Here is a 19,707-nt window from a genome sequence, read left to right on the forward strand (position 1 = left end):
TTTACTCAGAATAAAAGCCTGGTTATGCCATTGAATGCCAGTGGGTCTCCGTTAATGGAGGCTCACTGTCTTTTGCTTCTTTGGATGGCTAGGAATCTTTAGCAAAGGTTATTTCTTCTATTTACATATCGTTTATTTCGTACCTTGGAGTGAATGGCACAAGGACAGAAATTGAGGGATTATGAGATGATGGTATACATTGCTCAGCGTTTTGAGAAGAAGCCGGAAGAGATCGACGCGATGAAAGACAAAAGACAGCCCGTGGTATCAAGCATTTCAGCGAATACAGATCAGTTCATCCGGCTGCACATTGAGATGGATTTCAGAAGACTTGAAAGAATGTACTTCAAACAAGAACAAATCCGGGAACTAAAGAGGCATGCCAACATTTACCAGAAGCTAATCTCACTGCAGCAATTGGAGCGGTTGGAGACTACTACAAACAACTGTATATCATCCATGCTCAAGCGGTTGTTTGAAGCAGGGTACGGGCAGGAACTCAAACGGCGGGGACTTGTACAGGAATACCAGACCACCGTTCCGGTCATTTTACATTCAAGTGTATGATTGAATCGACACCGATGAAGCAATATCTGAAGGGATACGTAGCTTGCAGCAGGGGAACCCATACAGTACACTTTCTTTATCCGGTACTATCTGAGCTCACTTGAGATGAGTATTCTGTGAAAAAGGAAGTGTTAAGGAATGAATGCAGAGATGGTTATGAAGGAGCTTGAAGCACTCGGTAAGGAACGGACCAAGAAAATATACAGCTCAAATGGAGCGCAGGAACCGCTTTTTGGCGTAGCTACCGGCGCGATGAAGCCTATTTTCAAGAAAACCAAAATCAATCAGCCTCTGGCTGAGCAGCTTTATGCCACAGGAAATTACGATGCGATGTATTTTGCGGGTATTATTGCCGACCCCAATGCCATGACGGAAGCCGACTATGAACGGTGGATGGATGCGGCTTATTTTTATATGTTGTCTGATTATGTAGTTGCAGTAACCTTGGCAGAAGCGGATATTGCTCAAGAAGTTGCCGATAAATGGATCGCGAGCGGGGAAGAGCTTAGAATGTCAGCGGGCTGGAGTTGTTATTGCTGGCTGCTCGGCAACCGGCCGGACGATGAATTTGCCGACAGCAAAATTGCCGGTATGCTTGAGCGCGTGAAAAATACGATTCATGATTCTCCGGAACGCACCAAATATGCGATGAACAACTTTTTATACACAGTGGCAGTATCCTATTCCCCTCTCCATGAGAAGGCGTGCGAGACCGCAAAGACTGTTGGCCAGGTTGAGGTCAATAAGGATACGGCAAACAGCAAAATTCTTCACGCTTACGAAAATATTCAAAAGGCAGTCGACAAAGGCAGGATTGGTTTTAAACGCAAACATGTAAGATGTTGAGCAACGCTATGAATGATATCGCTAACTTAACAAAGCCTGACTCACTAACTGGTGAATGTCAGGCTTTTTCTTATTCACGTGATATCACTGTGTATGCAGACTTCGGAATTTGGAAGGAGTAACACCGTAGAAGCTTGCGAATTGCCTTCCAAAATAATCAGGAGAACTGAATCCGACGCCCAGTGCGATGTCAGTGACAGAACGCAACGTATACTTCAGCAGGTTCTCTGCTTGCTTGAGCCTGTATTTTGTAAGTGTTCCGATTATGGAGTCGCCGACCTGCTCTTTGAATAAGTGTGACAGTCGCGACGGTGATAAGCACACTCTACGGGCGAGATCTTCAATATGATGATCTTCCGCATAATGCTTAGCCAGAAGGTCGAGAATTTCCTTGATTCTAGGATCTACCGTCTTGTGTACCTTATGCAGCCCGGCTACGATCAGCACGATTTCTTCCAGCGCATTCAATGTAAGTTCATCCTGTAGGGAGTTGTTAGAGAACTTGTAGGACAGCATACGGTGGAATGCGGACTCGATCGCTTGCCGGGTATTCGAGTCTTCAATCAAGTGATGATAGATTGGCCCCCCGGTATTACTGGCGGGAATCCAATCCATCCAAGTGATTCGCGGAATGAAATGCGCCCAGAACTTCCCCCATACACTTCCTTCAGCGGTATAGTAATCCTGTCTGACTCCGGGTGAAAGGATAGTAATCGTGCCTTCTGTGCAGAGGAGCTCACCCTCATCCCCATTATTGATATACCCTTGTCCTGCGAGGGTGTACATAATGAGCCAATCTTTTGTGCCGTTGGGCCGATAGCAGGTATAGCCTTCCGGCGCGGAATAATAATCGGATACGAGTATCCCTGGAGGATGCGTATATTGAATTCTAGGACTAAATACAGCAGGATTGTACGGGTTATTAGCCATATCATCATTCCTCTCGTTTATTCAACATTGTACACTATTCTTAATAATACCCCGAAATTCAGGCGATTAGGTGAATTTTAGTTGGAAAAGGAGATGAATAGATGAATGGAATTCAGCATGATCATTCGGTTATTAATTTAGACGGAATGTGGAGCTTTGTCCTTGATCCTGAGGATATAGGTGAGCAGAGGGCCTGGTATGACGGCCTACATGCCGTACAACAAGGGAAAGTTCAGTTGCCTGGAACATTATCCGGCAATGGTATTGGAGAGAGTGAGCAATGGGGAGAAGGCTTAAGCCGCGAAGCCGTTCGCTCTCTGCGACAGCGGCACCGGTATATCGGAGCCGCTTGGTATGAATACGAACTCGAAGTACCCGCCAATTGGGTGAATAAAAGACTGAGCTTTTATCTTGAGCGTGTCATGTTTGAATCCACGTTATGGGTAAACGGACAGTATGCAGGACAGCAAGACAGTCTGTCTGTTCCTCATCAATTTGATGTGACCTCACTTATCCTGCATGGAAGCGTTAATAAAATCATTGTGCGGATTGACAATCGCGACATACATCATGTGGGTAATCATCCGAGCGCATACACGGATGAGACGCAGACCATCTGGAACGGAATGATCGGAAAGCTGGAACTTCAGGCTGCAGAAGCCGTGCGAATGGCCGGATTGCAGCTGTATCCGGACGCAGATCAAAGACGGGTAGCTATAACTGGAACATGGATAAATGGAATGAATGAAGATGTACTGGCAATGGTCGAGGTTGTAGCCGATACGAAGAACGGTTCCGTTCCGCATCGAGCTCCACTGCTCAAGTGTGAGTTCCGCATTCCTGCGAATAAGGATGAATCGTTCCGTCTTGATTATGAGTTGGGTGCAGATGCGCGGCTGTGGGATGAATTCGAGCCTCATGTGTACGAGCTTCAATTCCATACCCGCATTAACACCGGGGGGGAATGGCTGGAGTCCGAAACAAGCTATTCCTTCGGTTTGCGTTCCATTCGAAGGGAAGGCAATCAAATACAAATAAACGGTCGGAATACGTTTCTGCGAGGTACGCTGGAATGCTGTATTTTTCCGCTTACAGGTCACCCGCCGATGGATCTGGCCCCCTGGATTAGACTGTTTCAAACCGTCAAGGATTATGGCCTTAACCATATCCGCTTTCACTCCTGGTGCCCACCTGAAGCTGCATTCGAAGCTGCTGATCAGATCGGCATTTATGTGCAGGCGGAAGGTCCGGTATGGATGGATACCTGGAATATGCCTGTGGGGGCGCATCCTGAGCATTATACTTATTTACCGCAAGAAGCACGGCGAATTGTTACGACCTATGGCAGTCATCCGTCTTTCTGCATTTTTAGCAACGGCAACGAGTTGAATGGCGATTTCAATCTTCTTCATCAAATCATCGCCGATCTTAAGGCTTCAGATAACGGAAGATTATATACGTTAACGACCAATTGGGATCGGCCACTAGACCCGGCAGATGATTTGTTTTGCGCGCAGACAGTTGATGATGTAGGTGCGAGAGGACAGTATTTCCCCGCCGAGCTGACAGGTGCCACAACACTGGATTATCGTGTTGCTGTCACCAAGAGATCCGTACCTGTAATCACACATGAGGTTGGGCAGTACACGGTTTACCCGGATGTCGACGAGATTGATTGTTATAACGGCGTACTTCGCCCGGTGAATCTGGAAGCCATCAAGGAGGATCTTAAGCAAAAAGGGATGCTTGGTGACATCCGCAAATTCGTCCGTGGATCGGGGATGCTGGCGTTGCAGCTGTACCGGGATGAAATCGAAGCTGCGCTGAGAACGCCAGGTTTAGGCGGATTTCAACTGCTGGATCTTCACGACTTCCCGGGTCAAAGCACGGCTACTATCGGTATTCTGAATGCGTTTTGGGATTCAAAGGGACTAATCGAGCCGGAAGCATTCAGACGATTTTGCGGGCCGGCCGTTCTTTTGCTCCGTATGCCAAAACGGATTTACGTCAGGGGTGAATCGTTCCGGGCCAACGTAGATATTGCCTATTTTGGGAGTTCTGTGTTGCCGGCATCTGAAGTAGAGTGGACGCTTACGGATGATTCCGGCCTAGTACTCGATTGCGGTAGGATCCAAACGGGATCAATCCCATTCGGATCAGGAATACCGGTTGGTGAATTCGGGACCGATGCGATTAACATAGACCGAAATGCCCGCTTGACCGTTTCGATATCCTTAGCGGGCAGCGATATCCGGAATGAATGGCCAATATGGGTATATGCGGCTGATCCGGAAGAAACTGAAACAGCAGATTCGGTCATTCATATGACAAATGTATTCGACGAAGAGACGGAACGCAGACTACAGGCAGGGGATCGTGTGCTGTTCTTGGCGGCGAATGCAAACTTGATCCGATCGGTGCCAGGGAAATTTTATCCTGTATTTTGGAGCCCGGTTCATTTCTCATCCGAGAATTCATGCGGTATTGTCATCAGGGATGATCATGGGGTGTTTCAGACATTTCCGACGCTCGATTTCGCCGAGTATCCTTGGCAAGATCTATTGGACCGTTCCGTATCGGTCATATTTACCGATGATGAGCCTTTCGATCCGATCGTACAAGTGATACCGAATTTTTATCACAACCGGAAGATGTCCAATTTGTTTGAATACTGCGTTGGTCAAGGCAGACTTATCGTCTGCGGGTTGGATATCCAGCATGATTTGGCGGACCGTCCAGCCGCATCGGCACTGCGGCAGAGTCTGATCAGCTATATGTGTAGTGAGGCGTTTCATCCCAATGTATCGATTCAGACGGATACACTTCGGGAATTATTGAACAGCCGAACAGAAGGGCAGTCGGACGGTTGGCCGATGCTCTCGGGAGGTGAATTGGCCATCGGTAAGGAAGCATTAAGCGATAGTAGCCTGGAAGCCGGGCACGCTCCGTCCAAAGGAAACGACGGTATTGGGCATACCAAGTGGCTTGCGGCTGATGATGCTACCGGACATTGGTGGCAGGTAGATCTGGGCAAGGAAAGGGAAATTAGCGGCACCAGGGTGAAATTTCATCAACCGGGTAACTTTTTATACGTCATTCAAGTGTCTAGGGACGGTTCGGAATGGAAAGTGACAGCCAATCAAACAGGACAAACGTCAACGGAGCAAATCAGGACAGACCGTTTCGACGAAACCGCGAGGTACGTGCGTATCGTCTATAACGGATTGCCGGCTTCATTGAAGGCTGGACATTATCAGTTCGAGGTATTTGGGAGATAACGAGGAACCCCGGGTTATTTACCCGGAGTGTTCACCGAAGCAGATGGCTCGGGTCATAAAGAATGAAGAGGTGATTCTGGATTTAGGTGAACGGTTCTCGATACCTCGCCAAAGTAAAAGAAGTTGCGTCTTTATGTGCAGCTTCTTTTTTTTATCCGTACTTCCTGATTTTTGAACCATTTGATGGGGCTGGCTAATGTTACTATGATCTCCACTCAGCACCTGAAGAAAACAAAGATATTCGAAACTTTCTCCTCTTTACTCTTTGAACTGCATCTACTAATCTAGTTATGATACCCCTCAATTCAAGGGTTGGAATGTCATCATATGGAGGTATCTGAGATGAAGCTGTTGATCGTGGAGGATGAAGGCCGTACGCGGAATTTATTGCGGCATTATGTGCCTTGGGAGGAACTCGGGATCTTTGGAGTGGAGACGGCCCCCAACGGCCAGCTTGCCATCGATGTCGCCAAAGCTCAGCGGCCTGATATTATTTTATGTGATGTCCGCATGCCGAAGATGAACGGGATCGAATTTGCACAGGCTTACCGCCAGGAAGATCCATTATGTAAAATTATTTTTTTGAGCGCCTATTCCGATAAAGAATACTTAAAGTCAGCGATTCAATTGAAAGCGTTATCCTATATTGAGAAACCGGTTAATCTGGATGAGGTTCGGCGGACTGTCCAGGAGGCGGTGCAGCAGCGGAGTGAAGAGCAGGAGAAGACCCAGACTCATGGCCTGCTGGAGGCCGATCCGGACAGGAGTTTGCTGATACTCAGACAGGAATTGGTCAGAAGGCTGATATCTAATCCAACTGCGGGTCATACGCTGAACGCCATGCAACATCAGGAGACCTTTCTTCTCCCGCCTAAAGGTCCTTATACTGTCGCGGTGGCTTCATTATTCTGGAGTCCTCCCGACCATCCGGAGAATCCGGCGCCTGTACAGGAACAGATGCTGCTCGAGCTGGGCCGGCAAGCCTCCTTCCGGAAGCGCCAGATCTTGAGCGGTTTTGATACAACCCATCACCTGGTGCTCCTGTTTCACGGAACATACGGCCCATCCTATCAGGAGGGGCGGGAATGGATCGAAGAGATGCAGTCTGAGCTGAGAGTCATGGCTGGACCGTCGATTAAGCTGCAGCTGGGGATCGGAGAATCTGCCGAAACCCCTGAGGATATCCCGCATATCTACCATCAGGCCATTCTGGCAGTGAATTCGCAGTTTTATACAAATGGTCAGGCTCCGGTATTTGCCGATACTTTTATGACGAATGGCCAGCTGGACACCGACTGGAATGTGATCCGCAGCATCCGCGAGGGATTGCGCAAAGGTGATTACACGCTGGTCAAAGAGATGATCCGCGGCTGGACGGTGCGGGCAAGAGCGGTGAAGGATCTGGATCTCTTCCGGGTGAAGGATACTTATTTTCAAATGCTGATGGCGGTTATGGGAACCGCGGTTCAATTAGGCTTTGCTGAGCACCCGAAGAATGTGGAGCGGCCTTATATCTGGAAGGAAATTGACCGTATACCACGGCTGGATTTGCTGGAGGATTATTTACTGTCTTCCGTCGATTCTTTGGATACCACCTCTGAAGTGAGTGAAGGAGAAACGGCGAAGATCCGGGACATCATCCGGTTTACGCATGCACATTTCCATGAAAAAGGCTTCGGGATTCACGCCATCTCAGAGCATGTGAAGCTGAGTGAAACCTACCTGTGCTCTTACTTCAAGAAGCAGCGCGGACAGACGATCAAGGAGTTCATTACCGAAACCCGGTTGAACTATGGGAAAGAGCTGCTTCGGGATCATGAGATGAAGCTGTTCGAAGTGGCCTCCCGGCTTGGATTTGCTGACGCGAACTATTTCACTACATTCTTTAAGAGATATTCCGGAATGACGCCCAGCGAATTCAGGGAAAAACAGATTTGATGATATGAAACAGCCGCCAGATCCGGGGTTCAGGGGATGAGGGCGGCTGTCGTTTTGTTTAATTGCAGGGAGTCGGCTAGCTACTCCGGAAAGGTTGACAGTATGAGAGACTTTGTTTCTTTTAAAAATATGAGCATTCGTTATAAGCTATTCGCTTCCTATGTGCTGGTGATAATGATTCCGTTCCTGTTGCTGTTATTTATCAATGTGCATACCATCCGGCAGGACAATCAGAAAAATGGAATCTACATGGCCCATAAAATGCTGGATGAAACCACTTCATATTTGCGCTATAAATGCCAGGCGATTATGGAAGCATTGAATTTTGTCGCATTAAATAACCTGGTGAAGGAGAATGTGCAGGCCGATCCCACGTTATATAATGACGTAAATCTGTGGCATATGGATGCCCTGCAGCTATCTGCACTGGTCAACCAGTTCCGGTATAACGAGGATATCGAATCGATGCAGCTGTATATGAATCAAGGTCTGGCCGGAGCCGCAGAGAATTCCGATTTTCTTAATATGGAAAAATTAGATCAGGAGAAATGGTTCCGGCAGTTCGCTGGTTCTCAAGCGGTATTCACCTGGCAGTCCTCTTCCACATTAGACGCCAGCGAAGATCCCCAGGAGCTAAGCGTCCTCCGTAAAATACCAAATTCCCGCAATATCCAGCAGTTTGACGGCATGGTCCGCGCCAGGGTCAAGCATAGCGGGCTCCAGAGTGTACTGGATCATGCTGTTTTAACCCGGAATACCTTCTCCATGCTCTTTAACGAACAAGGGGAGATTCTGGTCACTTCCAATTCGTTCGTGATCTCCGTCAAGCAGGCGGATCAAGTGGCAATGAATTTCAGGGATGTGGAGACGGCAAATTATTGGACCGATGATTTTTTGGTGAGCGGCCAGCGTTACCTTCTCGGTGTTCAGGATATTCCCAAAACGGATATGACGGTTGCAATGTTTGTTCCTTATTCAGATATTCTGGCTTCCAGCAATAAGGCGCAGCACCGCACCATCTTGATTTTTATGCTGATGGTTCCCTTAATGCTGCCTCTGTCGTACCTGGTGACAAGCCAGGCGACCAAACGTATACTGCGGCTGCTCTCGCAGATCCGCATGATGAAGAATGGAAGGTTTCAGTTATCTGACCTTCCGGTGAGCGACGATGAAATCGGAGAGCTTACCCGCAACTTTAACCAGATGGCGGGCAACATATCCCATCTCATGGATGAAACGTTTCTTTTGGGAAGGGAGGTTAAGAACAAGGAGCTGCAGGCATTGCAGGCTCAGATCAATCCCCATTTTCTATACAATACGCTCGATCTGATCAACGTGATGGCTATTGAATCGGATGCCGCCGAAATCTCCAAGGTCGTGGAGGCGCTCTCGGTATTTTATAAGCTCAGCCTGTCCAACGGCAAAGAATATGTAACGCTCGGAAGCGAACTGAAACATACGGAGGCCTACGTCGGCATTCAGAATATGCGTTTTGGTGACGGTATTCGTCTGCTGATCGAGGTATCCCAGATGCTGTATGACTGCAAAGTCCCCAAGATTCTTTTGCAGCCGCTCGTTGAGAATGCCGTACTGCACGGAATCCGCGAGAAGGAACAGGAAGAAGGGACCATTTCGGTCAGTGCCTGGATGAGTGGAGAGAACCTGCTGATTGAGGTTGCAGATGACGGAGTAGGGATGACAAAGGAACAGCTGACGGGTCTATTTACACAGCAGAATTTCACCACCAAGGGCGGAGGCTATGGTGTCCGCAACATTCAGGAACGGCTGCAAATCGCTTACGGTCCGAAGTATGGCTTGTCTTTTAACAGCTCACCGGGGCAGGGAACGCGGGTCACCCTTATCCTTCCTTTCGAGAAAGAAAGCGTAGAAATTCAAAGGTAATCATAGGTTTTGCTCCTACATGCGTAAATCACTCCTCTGTACAATAAAGACATAGAACAAATGCAAACTAGAAAAAGGATGGAGGAGATTGACTTGAGCGTGATTCGGGAGCTTCGCGCCAAATGGCCGCTGTATGTGATGTTTTTGCCTATAGCGATCTATTTTATTATTTTCGCCTATATACCGATGGCTGGTATTGTGATGGCCTTTAAGGAATTCAATTACAAGGACGGGATTTTTATGAGCCCGTGGATCGGACTGGACAACTTCCAGTATTTCTTCGCTTCCGGAAAAGCCTGGCTGGTCACGAGAAATACGATCATCTATAATGTGGTCTTTCTAGGGGCCTATACATTGTTTTCCATTCTCGCGGCCTTATTGGTTTCTGAAATTACGACCAAATGGTTTAAACGGGCATCACAGACATTTATGTTCCTTCCTTATTTCATTTCATGGGTAACCGTATCCGCTTTTGTATACAATTTTCTGAATTACGAATACGGAATCGTCAATAAGCTACTGCAGCATTTTCATCTGGAGGCCATCGATATTTATTCGAACGGTTCCTACTGGTACTTACTGCTTCCTCTGCTGTACGTTTGGAAATGGGTAGGCTTCGGCAGTGTGCTGTATCTGGCGGCGATAGTCGGCATCGATCAGGAGATTTATGAAGCGGCAACCATCGATGGTGCAACCCGGATTCAGAAGATTATTAGAATTACACTGCCGCTGCTAAAGCCTACGATGATCATTCTGCTGCTGCTTGGACTAGGACGGATCATGCGCGGGGAGTTCGATATGTTCTATCAGCTGATCGGCAACAATGGGGCTTTGATGGATTCTACCGACATTATCGACACGCTCGTATTCCGCTCACTGTTGGGCTCACTGGACTTCGGGATGGCGTCCTCCGTAGGCTTCTACCAATCGGTTCTGACGCTCGTCATCATTCTGACCGCCAACCATCTGGTCAAGCGTTATGATCCTGATCAAGCCCTATTCTAGGAGCAAATATTGAAAGTGAGTGATCCCGATGAAATCGAATGTCCATTCATTGGACAGACCGGCTCCGAAGCTTAGCCGCAAATCTGTGAAAATAAATAAAGCCAAGCAAGATGTCCTGTTTCAGACGGTGTCTTACACACTTGTCAGTCTGATTGCGATTTTTTGCCTGATCCCTTTTATCGTCATGCTGGCAGGATCGTTCTCATCCGAAGATTCGGTGCTTAAGGACGGGTATTGGTTCTGGCCGCGTGTCTTTTCTCTTGAGGCGTACCATTTTATTTTCCGCTACCCCCAGGATGTGCTGAATGCGTTCAAAAACTCTGTATTGATAACAGTAATCGGTACCGCAGTCTCGCTGTTCATTTCAACGATGGCGGCGTACGTCCTGTACCGGAAAGAGGTTAAGTACCGCAATGGACTCGCTTTTTTCCTGTACTTTACCACCCTCTTCAACGGCGGCCTGGCACCCTATTATTTATTTCTCAGTAATAACCTTCATTTGAAAAACACGTACCTGGTACTGGTTCTCGTTCCTATGTTCAATGTCATGTATGTACTTATCCTGAGGAGCTTTATTAAGGGCAGTATACCAGAGCCGCTTGTGGAGTCGGCAAAGATCGATGGGGCGGGCGATTTCCGAATATTCTTCCAGATGGTGCTTCCGCTCAGCAAGCCAGCGCTTGCTTCCATTGGACTGTTCACCGCGCTCGCTTACTGGAATGACTGGTGGACGGCCATGATGTTTACAGATAAGGAGCAATATGTCACCCTGCAATATCTGCTGTATAAAATGCTCTCGTCGATCAATCTGTCATCCACTTTCGCCCAGCATGTTAGCGATAACAGCCCGAAAGAAACGTTCAAGCTGGCGCTCACCGTCATTACAACGGTACCGATAGCCATTGTGTTTCCATTCGTGCAGAAGTATTTTGTGAAAGGCGTGACGATCGGATCGGTGAAAGGGTAAGATGCTTCTGGTAAATTTCCTCTATAGAGATTGAAGAACGTTAAGTTCAATCTATATAAGGGATTTATATAAGAATTCATAGATTAAATTTAAAGGGGAGGTAGTACATTTTGAAACGTCTGAAAAAAGCATCTCTGATATCGGCATCGCTGGTCTTGACGGCTGCGTTGTCCCTGTCCGCCTGTTCCTCCGGAAATAACGCCGCGAATAATGACCCGAAAGAGTTGAACACTCCTGCACAAACCGCAGGTGCGGACAACAGTAGCAAGATCGATCATTCAAAGGAAGTGAAGATTGTCGGATATTTGCTTGGAAGCGCACCCAAAGGGATGCCTGAAGTGCTGGCCGCGATTAATGAGAAGCTAAAAAAAGACATTAACGCCACACTGGAACTCAACTATATCGGGTGGGGCGATGTAGCCTCCAAATATCCGCTGCTGCTGGCCTCCGGCGAGGATGTCGATTTCGTATTCGCCGCAGATTGGAACTACTATGTGTCTGAAGCTTCCAAAGGTGCATTCCTGGATCTGAATGAAGACATGCTGAAGACCCATATGCCGAATCATATGGCAAAGCTGCCGCAAGCCGCTCTGGATGCGGCCAAAGTGGACGGAAAAATGTTCATGGTTCCGACGTCGACACCGGACCGTAAGGTCAACGTGGCGATGTTCCGCAAAGATATTATGGAGAAGGCCGGGCTGACGGAAATTACAAAGCTGTCAGAAATCGAGCCTTATCTGGCGGAAGTGAAAAAGAGCTATCCGGATATGATTCCGTTAAATCTGGAATCCCAGTACGATCTGCCGACCCCTTATCAGCATCTGATGAACGAAAAAATCGGCTGGCCGGGAGCACCTGTCGATTCAGGGGATCCTGTGGCTGAAGGGATTGTATACGATAATGATGATCCGACAGGCAAAATTGTCAGCATGATGGAGGAACCGTTCCTGAGCGCGCAGAAATTCGCGGCGGGTATCATGAAGGACTGGTACGACAAAGGGTACATTAATAAGAACCCGTACGCCAACAAAGTACGCTCCAAAGATAACTTTGTGAACGGGAAAACAGGAGTCGCTTTTGGCAACTCCATTGACGTGGCATCCGTCATGACCAGCGCCAAAGAAAAGGGCATCGATGTGTACCTGAAGCCGATGCTGTATCCGTCCGGCAAGTCGGCACAAACGAGCTGGATTAATAACGGGGTTGCCATTGCAGCGGGTTCGAAGAATCCGGAACGCACGCTCGAAGCACTAGATCTGCTGATGGAAGATCCATCCTATGTATATCTCGCCTACTTCGGCATTGAAGGCAAAAACTACGTCATTACGAGTGACGACAAAATCGGACTGCCGGAAGGTGTAACGAACGAATCTAACACCTATCCGCCGGATGCCGCCGGTTTCTGGTTCGTCAACAAGGACCTGTTCAAACCGATGTCCACATGGACTGACAGCTATATTGAGCTTCAAAGCAAGATTAAGGATTACCTGGTGCCTATTCCATATCTGGGCTTCACGTTCAACTCCGAGAACATCAAGACCGAGATCGCCAATATCAAAAATGTCTCCACCCAATACGCCCAGCCGATCTTTATCGGTGCGGTCAAAAATGTGGATGATGCCTTCGACACGCTGGATAAAAAGCTGAAAGCGGCCGGCATCGACAAGGTAAAGGGCGAGGTTGAGAAACAGGCTACGGAGTTTATGGCCAGCAAAAGGAAGTAAGTGTATAGCCAGTGGACAAGAGGCTCTTCCCTTAGTTGGGCTGGGAATCAAATTGGCCTGGCCGGCAAACCAATAGTACGGCAGTGAAGCCGCAACTTTGACTTTTTCACCGGGGGCTGAAGCTTCATTGAGGTGATGCAAAACATCTGACTCCTAAAACGGGGTCAGATGTTTTGTTATACCATGGTTATTTGACCCTTTATCCTTTCGGAATGCTCCGGTAAGTACTGGGGGACGAGCCGGTCATTTTCTTAAATAATCTGGAGAAGTAATAAGGATCTGCAATGCCGATGCTTGCGGCAACTTCCTTAATAGATAATCCTGTTAAACTGAGCAGTTGGGTTGCTTTTTGAATTTTCAGACGCAGAAAGTATTCGATTGGCGGGATGCCCGTTTCTTCGTTAAATAATAAAATTAAATGCTGCTGAGATAAGCCGGTATGCTTGGCCAAGTCAGGCAGCCGGATCGATTCCTCCAAACGGTCAGTCATGTACCGGATGGAGGTTTCCAGATATTGCTCTCTTTTTTTGTCCTTGGCTGTACCTCCGGCGCTGATACCGATGCTGCTGATTAACTGGCGGATCGACTGGGACACATGCGTGTGGATCGGAAGGGAATAAGTCTTATCTGACAGCAGGACATAACATTTATTGAAGACATCTTTGAACTCGGACTGTGCAAAGGCCGGGAGATGAACGGGTCCTGCATTCATCGCGTACATTCGTATAAATGCTGCTGCATGGTCGCCTTGAAGATGAAACCAGTAAATGCTCCAGGGTGCATGGGCAGATGCCCCATACCGGTGAGGTGTTGCAGCGGGTATGACGGCCAGGTGATTGGGGTGCAGGGTAATGGCTTGGCTATGCCCGGTTTCGATCCAGCCTTCTCCCTCAGAGCAAAAGATGAAAATATGGGAGCTGCTTCCCTCTGGGCGTTCCCGGTAGTGGTGCTTAGCATGGGGGAAGAATCCTATATCGCTTACGAATAAATCGCGCGTCAGCTCGGAGCGGGATAATTCCGTCTGCATATATTCAGGAAGAATGAATAATTTCTCTGCTTCAAAGCCTTCCGGCTTTCGGGTCATTTCCATTAGCGAGCCTCCCTCGTGAATAAGAATATAGTCCATTATATTAAGTGTTTTGTCAATTGTTGGATGCCTTCGGCCAAGGTACAGTATAGATATTAAGTTTAGGGAGTGATGATGTTGAGTGAAGTAGTACACATATGGGAAGAAGAGATCTCTATACCCACTTATGGGATCGGGGAGCCTGACCTGAACCCGATGTTCCTGGAGAAGCGTGTGTATCAGGGAAGCTCCGGTAAAGTCTATCCGCATCCGGTCATCGATAAAATTGAAGATGAGAAGATACTCCAGCCGTATCAGATGGTTATCCTGGAGAATGAATATATCCGCATCGAGATCATGCCTGAACTTGGCGGACGTATTTACCGGGCGCTGGACAAAACGAATAACTACGATTTCGTGTATTATAACCGGGTTATTAAACCAGCGTTGGTTGGTTTGACAGGTCCATGGATTTCAGGTGGCATTGAGTTCAACTGGCCGCAGCATCACCGTCCGAATACGTATGGTCCCGTAGAGTATAAACTAGCCACCAATCAAGATGGAAGCGCTACTGTATGGGTAAGTGAAATCGACCGTATGTATGGAACCAAAGTAACCGCCGGTTTCACCCTGTACCCGGGCAAAGCATATCTGGAGATTTCTGCTCAACTCTATAACCGGACACCTGAACCGCAAACCTTCCTGTGGTGGGCTAATCCTGCAGTTGCCGTTAACGATCACACACAATCCGTCTTTCCGCCGGATGTAACGGCTGTCTTCGACCATGGTAAACGTGATGTCTCCCGATTTCCAATCGCAACAGGTACTTATTACAAAATGGATTACTCTGCGGGCGTTGATATTTCACGTTACAAAAACATCCCCGTCCCTACTTCATACATGGCCTATAAGTCGGACTATAACTTCGTCGGCGGATATGATCATGGGGTTCAGGCAGGCTTGCTGCATGTAGCAAACCATCATGTTTCGCCGGGGAAGAAGCAATGGACTTGGGGGAACGGTGAATTCGGGCAGGCATGGGACCGGAATCTTACGGATGAAGACGGGCCTTATATTGAGCTCATGACCGGGGTCTACACAGACAATCAGCCGGATTTTACGTGGCTCCAGCCCTATGAAGAGAAATCGTTCACACAATATTTCATGCCCTATAAAAATATCGGTGTTGTCAAAAATGCATCGGTCGATGCCGCCGTTAATCTGGAAGTTGATGAGCAAACACGTGAAGTTACCGTGCTTGCTTATGCAACCTCCCATTTTGAAGGCGCAGTCATTGAACTCCGGGGTACCCGCCGAATCTATTTACAGGAAATCACTGATTTGTCGCCGGAACAGACCTTCAAGTCTGTCATTCCGCTGGATGAGCAGGATCTGCCTCATGACTTGAAGCTGACTGTCAGGGATGCAAATGGCACCTTGCTCATTGCATATCAGCCTGCAAAGCTATCTATCGAGCAAGTGCCGGATGCTGCTAAGCCGCTGCCTGCTCCTGAAGAGCTGAGAACGAATGAGCAGCTCTATCTGGCCGGACTGCATCTGGAGCAATACCGCCATGCAACATTCGAACCGGAAAATTATTATCTGGAGGGCTTAAGGCGCGATCCAAGCGATATCCGCATCAACGTGGCTTATGGTACAATCCTGCTGCGCCGCGGGCAGTACACTGAAGCAGAAGGACACTTCCGGACCGCAGTGAAATCACTTACCTGGCGGAATCCGAATCCATACGACAGTGAAGCTCTATATCAATTAGGACTTGCTCTGAAAGGGCAAGGCCGCTTGGAAGAAGCTTTTGCAGCACTGTACAAATCGACTTGGTCTGCGGCTTGGCAGGATGCCGGATTCTTCACGCTTGCGCAAATTGCCTGTGAGAAGGGGGATTTCGGAGAAGCGCTGGAGCTGGTCAACCGTTCGCTCATCCGCAATTCCCGAAATTACAAGGCACGTCACCTGAAAGCAGTACTTCTTCGCAAACTGGGTCAACTGGAGACAGCGCTCCTCTTCTCGGAGGAGACACTTGCCCTTGATATCGCTGATTTTGGTTCAGCCAATGAATGTTACCTGGCACTTACAAGTCAAGGTGAGCACGCGAAAGCCTATGAAGCGAAGGCTGATCTTCTGCGGCTTATGCGTGGAGATGCCCATAATTATTTGAATCTGGCTGCTGATTATGACCATTGCGGATTACTGGAGGAAGCTATTGAAGTGATTGAGCGGATCGTATCCGGTCAGGATTCCAAGGTGTACCCGATGCTTCATTATGCGCTTGGCTACCTGCACGAGAAAGCCGGACATTTCGAGCTTGCCCGGGTTTACAGAAAGGCTGGGAACGTGTCAGCACCAGATTACTGTTTTCCGAACAATTTATTCGATCTGCAAGTACTGACAAGTGCCATTTCCGCTGATGCTGAGGATGATAAAGCCCATTATTATCTGGGAAACTGGTTGTATGATAAAAGAAGACACGAAGTTGCGATCACCCATTGGGAAGCTTCTCGTTCCATACGAAACGATTTCGCGACGGTCCATCGCAATCTTGCACTCGCCTATTTCAACAAAAAAGGGGACACGGCATCGGCGCTTAGCTCTATGGAGAAGGCTTTTGCCTGTAAGCCGGATGATGCACGCGTATTGTATGAGCTGGATCAATTGTATAAGAAGCTTGGCTACACGGCGGAGAACCGTTGTACCCGACTGGAGCAACATCTGGCTTTAGTGAATAAACGAGACGATCTTTACGTGGAATACATCACGCTTTTGAATGCGCAGGGTTTTCATGAGAAGGCAGTCCATGCACTGCAAGTACGGAATTTCCATCCTTGGGAAGGCGGTGAGGGTAAAGTCACAGGACAGCATGTTTTTGCCCATGTTGAACTGGCCAAGCAGGCTTTGGCTGACAACCGCTATGAAGAGGCCGTGCAGTACTTACGGCAGGCACTGATTTATCCGGAAAATCTCGGGGAAGGCAAGCTGTCGGGCGCACAAGAGAACAATGTCTATTACTATCTTGGACTGGCCCATTCAGGTTTAAAAGAGACTGAACTGGCTCAGGAATGCATCAGCATTGCTTCCCGGGGACTAGAGGAGCCTGCCAGCGCGATGTATTACAACGACCAGCCGCCGGATATGATTTTCTATCAGGGAATGGCTTGGCTGGAGCTGGGTAATGAGCAGGAGGCCAAGCGCCGCTTCAATAAGCTGATCGATTACGCTGAGAAGCATCTTTTCGACGATGTGGATTTTGATTATTTCGCTGTTTCCCTGCCGGACTTCCTGGTGTTCGAGGATGATTTGAACGTAAGGAATGAAGTTCACTGCCGGTATATGAGAGGGCTCGGACTTCTGGGACTTGGCCGTAATGAAGAAGCGGGAGTCGAACTTGAATTAGTTCTGGAACTGGAACCTAATCACCAGGGGGCTATGGTGCATAGACGATTAAACAGTAGCACGGTGATTTAGGCTGAACTCATAAATGGAGGAGGACTTGATACCTTGTCAATTAAAGGGCGTCACATTGTAAATATGAACGAAGGCTGGCTGTTTCAACCGGATGCTGCAAAGGTGGGAGAACAGGAAGAGTGGCAGGCAGCAGGCTTGCCCTCTCCCATGAAGGTTACTGTTCCGCATACATGGAATGTGCAGGAAGGTCTGGAGGAATACCGGGGTGCCGGGTGGTATGAGTACAGTCTTCATATTCCGGAGGATTGGCACGGCAGCAGGATCCGTATACAGTTCGAAGCGGTATACCGTGATGCGTTGATCTGGATTAACGGTCATCAAGCCGGTTTGCACTTCAATTCAGGTTATACCGCATTTTCAATAGACCTGACAGCAAATATCCAGTACGGCGCAGAGAACCGGATTACGGTGAAGGCGGATAATTCGCCTAGTGATGAGGCGCTTCCGAAAGGAACCAGCTTTGACTGGGCAGACGACGGAGGTATCATCCGGCCCGTAAAACTTATAGTAACCGGGCAAACGGCCGTTAAGCACATTAAAGTCAGCCCGGAGGTTCAGTTCGGACAAGCTGACAATTGGGCTAATGGAAAGCTGTCTGCAGACGTAATTCTGTGTGCACCTTCTTCTACTGCGACAGTGGAAATCGGCATATTTAAGGATGACCTAAGAATATGGCATGGAGTGCGGTCATTACCTCCAGAAACGTTAATCTGGCAGCTTACAGATGTTCATATAAATTCGGTAGATATATGGCACTTTGATCATCCGCATTTGTATCAGCTTCAACTCACCCTCCGGGAAGGTGAGCAGATTGAAGACCATGTGGCTGTGACCTTTGGGTTTCGGGAGATTCTTGTTAAAGGACATGAGCTCTGGTTAAATCGTGAGCCTGTCCGCCTGATGGGAGTAGAATGGATGCCGGGTTCCAGCCCGTTGAGCGGAATGGCTGAGAAGCAGGATGAGCTTATTGCTATGCTTGAGAGGTTGAAGGAAGCCAATTGTGTCATTACACGTTTCCACTGGCAGCAGGGCAGCGAATTATTGGACTGGTGTGACCGTAACGGAATCCTGGTGCAGGAAGAAATTCCGCATTGGCAGCAGCCTGATGAACCGGATCAACATACATTCGCGCTAGCCTTGTCACAGGCGAAGGAGATGATCACGGCTCATTCCCACCACCCGTGTATTTTGGCCTGGGGCATGGGCAATGAGCTGAATGGCCAATCGGAGGTTACACGATCGTACATGGAGCAGCTGAAGCAGGAGATTCGGGAACTGGATTCACAGCGGCTGATTAACTATGTAAGCAACACGATTCACTTTCAGCCTGGCAACGACGCTACCGGTGCCGGGGATCTGCTTATGTGGAATGATTATATCGGAACCTGGCATGGTGATTTGGACGAACATGAGGTGATCAGGCAGATGATTACCGATTATCAGGATAAGCCGGTCGTTGTGGCCGAATACGGGCTCTGCGAGCCGGCTTTTGATGGTGGAGACGCTAGAAGAACGGAGATCCTTTTACACAAAACAGAAATTTACCGCCAATATCCTCAGTTTGCAGCATTAATCTTCTTCAGTTTAAATGATTACCGCACGCAAATGGGAGAAGACGGCGATGGCAAATGGAAGCAGCGGATTCATGGGTCTTTGGATATTCATAACCGGGTGAAGCCTTCTTTTGCTGCCTTACGTGAGTTATCTTCCCCACTTTTACTGGCAGATGAGGTAGTGTGGCGTGAAGGTGGGTTCGAGGTGACATTGAAATGCCGGAATGATATTCCCAGCTATGCCGTGAAGGACTATTACCTAACAGTGTCTTCGGCAGGAGAAGAGTTAGTCAGACAAGTAATTCCCGATATGCATCCCGGAAACCTCCTGACAATGAACATTACTGTACCAGTAAATCCTGTACAGAAGCAGATGCTCACCATCTATCGTCCTAATGGGTTTAGTGTACTCGAACAGGAAATGAATAAATAAATACCGCTATGTTCAAGG

At 48.2% G+C, this 19,707-nt stretch carries 12 protein-coding genes; 10 read left to right on the top strand and 2 right to left on the bottom strand.

Going from position 1 to position 19,707, the window contains the following annotated elements; translation table 11 throughout:
* The first annotated feature begins 153 nt into the window (after window positions 1-153).
* Together A3849_RS29335 and A3849_RS29340 are read left to right on the top strand one after the other, a co-directional pair.
* Window positions 154-567, top strand: a complete 414-nt coding sequence (locus A3849_RS29335) for a hypothetical protein (RefSeq protein WP_074114606.1) — start codon at window positions 154-156, stop codon at window positions 565-567.
* A 138-nt stretch (window positions 568-705) separates the two neighbouring features.
* On the top strand, window positions 706-1,413 hold the full coding sequence (locus A3849_RS29340; protein ID WP_074114607.1) for a DNA alkylation repair protein: 708 nt from the start codon (window positions 706-708) through the stop codon (window positions 1,411-1,413).
* Window positions 1,414-1,497: 84 nt separating this feature from the next.
* On the opposite strand, the gene A3849_RS29345 is transcribed toward A3849_RS29340, so the two are convergent.
* Window positions 1,498-2,343 (bottom strand): helix-turn-helix domain-containing protein, encoded by an 846-nt coding sequence (locus tag A3849_RS29345; protein ID WP_074114608.1) that lies wholly within the window; start codon window positions 2,341-2,343, stop codon window positions 1,498-1,500.
* Between the two features lie 101 nt (window positions 2,344-2,444).
* Here A3849_RS29345 and A3849_RS29350 point away from each other — a divergent pair, with 101 nt between their 5' ends.
* From A3849_RS29350 to A3849_RS29375, 6 genes are all read left to right on the top strand, one after another.
* The gene (locus A3849_RS29350) at window positions 2,445-5,621 is read left to right on the top strand and encodes a galactose-binding domain-containing protein (protein WP_074114609.1); all 3,177 of its coding nucleotides are present in this window, start codon (window positions 2,445-2,447) and stop codon (window positions 5,619-5,621) included.
* Window positions 5,622-5,963: 342 nt separating this feature from the next.
* Window positions 5,964-7,559, top strand: a complete 1,596-nt coding sequence (locus A3849_RS29355) for a response regulator (protein WP_074114610.1) — start codon at window positions 5,964-5,966, stop codon at window positions 7,557-7,559.
* Window positions 7,560-7,661: 102 nt separating this feature from the next.
* Window positions 7,662-9,461: a sensor histidine kinase gene (locus A3849_RS29360; protein ID WP_074114611.1), complete on the top strand. Its 1,800-nt coding sequence runs from the start codon at window positions 7,662-7,664 to the stop codon at window positions 9,459-9,461.
* Window positions 9,462-9,539: 78 nt separating this feature from the next.
* The gene (locus A3849_RS29365; RefSeq protein ID WP_074114612.1) at window positions 9,540-10,466 is read left to right on the top strand and encodes an ABC transporter permease; all 927 of its coding nucleotides are present in this window, start codon (window positions 9,540-9,542) and stop codon (window positions 10,464-10,466) included.
* A 28-nt stretch (window positions 10,467-10,494) separates the two neighbouring features.
* Window positions 10,495-11,433 carry a carbohydrate ABC transporter permease gene (locus tag A3849_RS29370; RefSeq protein WP_083613722.1) on the top strand — a complete coding sequence of 313 codons (939 nt, stop codon included), beginning with the start codon at window positions 10,495-10,497 and terminating at the stop codon, window positions 11,431-11,433.
* Window positions 11,434-11,543: 110 nt separating this feature from the next.
* Entirely contained in the window at window positions 11,544-13,157 is a 1,614-nt protein-coding gene (locus tag A3849_RS29375) for an ABC transporter substrate-binding protein (RefSeq protein WP_074114613.1), read from the top strand.
* A 199-nt stretch (window positions 13,158-13,356) separates the two neighbouring features.
* Here A3849_RS29375 and A3849_RS29380 read toward each other — a convergent pair whose 3' ends face one another.
* Window positions 13,357-14,247 carry an AraC family transcriptional regulator gene (locus tag A3849_RS29380; RefSeq protein ID WP_083613723.1) on the bottom strand — a complete coding sequence of 297 codons (891 nt, stop codon included), beginning with the start codon at window positions 14,245-14,247 and terminating at the stop codon, window positions 13,357-13,359.
* A gap of 111 nt (window positions 14,248-14,358) precedes the next feature.
* On the opposite strand from A3849_RS29380, the gene A3849_RS29385 reads away from it, so the two are divergent.
* Both A3849_RS29385 and A3849_RS29390 read left to right on the top strand, forming a co-directional pair.
* Complete coding sequence (locus A3849_RS29385) at window positions 14,359-17,703, top strand: DUF5107 domain-containing protein (protein ID WP_372237815.1); 3,345 nt, start codon at window positions 14,359-14,361, stop codon at window positions 17,701-17,703.
* A 33-nt stretch (window positions 17,704-17,736) separates the two neighbouring features.
* Window positions 17,737-19,689, top strand: coding sequence for a glycoside hydrolase family 2 protein (locus A3849_RS29390; protein WP_074114615.1), 1,953 nt, complete (start codon window positions 17,737-17,739; stop codon window positions 19,687-19,689).
* Window positions 19,690-19,707 lie beyond the last annotated feature (18 nt).

Source organism: Paenibacillus sp. P46E (assembly GCF_001909095.1).
Taxonomy (GTDB): domain Bacteria; phylum Bacillota; class Bacilli; order Paenibacillales; family Paenibacillaceae; genus Paenibacillus_AQ; species Paenibacillus_AQ helianthi.